Genomic DNA, 1595 nt, shown 5'->3' with positions numbered 1-1595 from the left:
TAAAAGCGAGGGGTAAGCATGCATGCAAGAGGAAGTCTATAGCGATTTTCCTGCTTTATTGCGTGAAATAGCTGATGTTGCGGGCAGTGAGGCAGCATGGAATATGATGCGGGCTTTTGGTGGACGAGAAGTTTATATACCCGGTCGTCTTGAGAATGCCGATTGGTTGATTGAAATTGTTGGGTTTGCGGAGGCGCAGCAATTGATCAAGCATTTTTGTTTTAACGGTGCTGGTGTGCGCCTTCTTATCCCCCTTGGCAAAGATGCTGAACGGCGGCAAAAAATGATAGAAGCCTTGCAAAAAGGCTGGTCGGCGGATGAGGCAGCTGCTGTTTCTGGTATGCATGTGCGTACGGCTTATCGTTTGAAGAAGAAGATTTCTTCGCGAGAACCTCAAGGTCTCTTATTTCCAGAGCTTTAATTGAGTCTTGAGATGTTTGACTGACAGTGTCAGACTTATATTGGGGGGCAGAAATCCAATAAACTGAGAATGGATTTATTCATTCATTGGTTTGTTATGGTTTCGATAGACAGTTCTTTTCTTCATAAGCTCGCCCCTAAATTGGTTCATCATGCGCGCCAAGATTTTATTATCGTTGAAATGGCACGGGCATTGCCTGAAGCTTTGTCTTATGCTGGGATAACGACAGGTTTGCGTGTTGCGCATTTTTTAAGCCAATGTGCGCATGAGAGTGATGGTTTTTTTACCGTTTGTGAATATGCCTCTGGGCGTGCTTATGAGGGACGCAAAGATTTAGGCAATGTTTGCCCAGGGGATGGTGTGCGCTTTAAGGGGCGCGGTTTGATCCAATTAACGGGACGCAAGAATTATCAACGCTTTACGCAGTTTTGGTGTTCTGTCAATGAACAGGCTGTTGATTGTGAAGCTTTCCCAGAAATGGTGGAACGGTTTCCAGCAGCGCTTTGGTCTGCCATTTGGTTTTGGCAGATGAAAGGTTTGAATAGATTAGCAGATCAAGATGATGTCGTGAGGATTACCAAGGCGATTAATGGAGGAAAGAACGGGCTTATGCAACGTTTGACCTATTTGAATCGCGCTAAAAAGCTTTTGGGACTTGGAGATGAGGTGGGGGTATGAAGCCATCTTATCGTGGTTCGAGGCTCTATTTATGGTGGTCTTTTTGGTTTGCTTGGGGGGTTATTTTTTTGCTTGTTTCTGGTGGTTTGTGGGGGGCAGCGCATATTGTTGATATGGCGGCTATTTCTATTCCCTCAATGGTGGCGATTATTGTTGGCAATTTGGGTGTGCACCGCGGCTTTGGTTCAATGGATTTTTCCAATAGGAAGCATTCCAATCAACGGTATATCAGCTCTTATGATGTGGGAGAGAGAGCACATTGGGGGGATAAAGGCAATGTTTAGCCTTCTTTCAAAACTGTCTTTGGGGTTGTTGTTTTTGGCAAGTGTGCTGTTAGCGGCTTTTGGCTTTATGAAAGGGCAAGTTTTCAAAGCGGAAAAGGCGCGTGATTTGTATTGGCAGTTTGAAATTGCCAAGGCTTCAGCACGTGCACAGCGTGAGCTGGAGCGGCAAAGGCAAACAGCAAATGCAGCTGAGCATCAAGCACAAGGGGTGA

Annotated in this window: 4 protein-coding genes; all 4 read left to right on the top strand. The window is 45.6% G+C overall.

The features are described 5' to 3' along the window. Nucleotides 1-22: 22 nt before the first annotated feature. On the top strand, nucleotides 23-421 hold the full coding sequence (locus J7R10_RS08050; RefSeq protein WP_010704502.1) for a helix-turn-helix domain-containing protein: 399 nt from the start codon (nucleotides 23-25) through the stop codon (nucleotides 419-421). A gap of 69 nt (nucleotides 422-490) precedes the next feature. Further along, a complete protein-coding gene (locus J7R10_RS08045; RefSeq protein ID WP_010704503.1) occupies nucleotides 491-1099 on the top strand; it encodes a glycoside hydrolase family 19 protein in 609 nt (202 codons plus the stop codon). Beyond that, nucleotides 1096-1383, top strand: a complete 288-nt coding sequence (locus J7R10_RS08040; protein WP_010705667.1) for a hypothetical protein — start codon at nucleotides 1096-1098, stop codon at nucleotides 1381-1383. The genes J7R10_RS08045 and J7R10_RS08040 overlap by 4 nt, the downstream gene beginning before the upstream one ends. Beyond that, nucleotides 1376-1595, top strand: a 220-nt coding sequence (locus tag J7R10_RS08035) for a hypothetical protein (protein WP_208436425.1), incomplete at its 3' end; no start/stop codon positions are given. The genes J7R10_RS08040 and J7R10_RS08035, both read left to right, overlap by 8 nt.

The sequence above is a fragment of the Bartonella vinsonii subsp. berkhoffii ATCC 51672 genome (genome assembly GCF_902825225.1).
Lineage (GTDB): Bacteria > Pseudomonadota > Alphaproteobacteria > Rhizobiales > Rhizobiaceae > Bartonella > Bartonella berkhoffii.
The sequence above is the reverse complement of the archived record's forward strand: the minus strand, read 5'-3'. Positions and strand labels throughout refer to the sequence as shown.

Bases quoted from the DNA above. Each gene is read 5' to 3' on its own strand.
- J7R10_RS08050 (WP_010704502.1), top strand. From the start codon at position 23: ATGCAAGAGGAAGTCTATAGCGATTTTCCTGCTTTATTGCGTGAAATA.
- J7R10_RS08045 (WP_010704503.1), top strand. From the start codon at position 491: ATGGATTTATTCATTCATTGGTTTGTTATGGTTTCGATAGACAGTTCT.
- J7R10_RS08040 (WP_010705667.1), top strand. From the start codon at position 1,096: ATGAAGCCATCTTATCGTGGTTCGAGGCTCTATTTATGGTGGTCTTTT.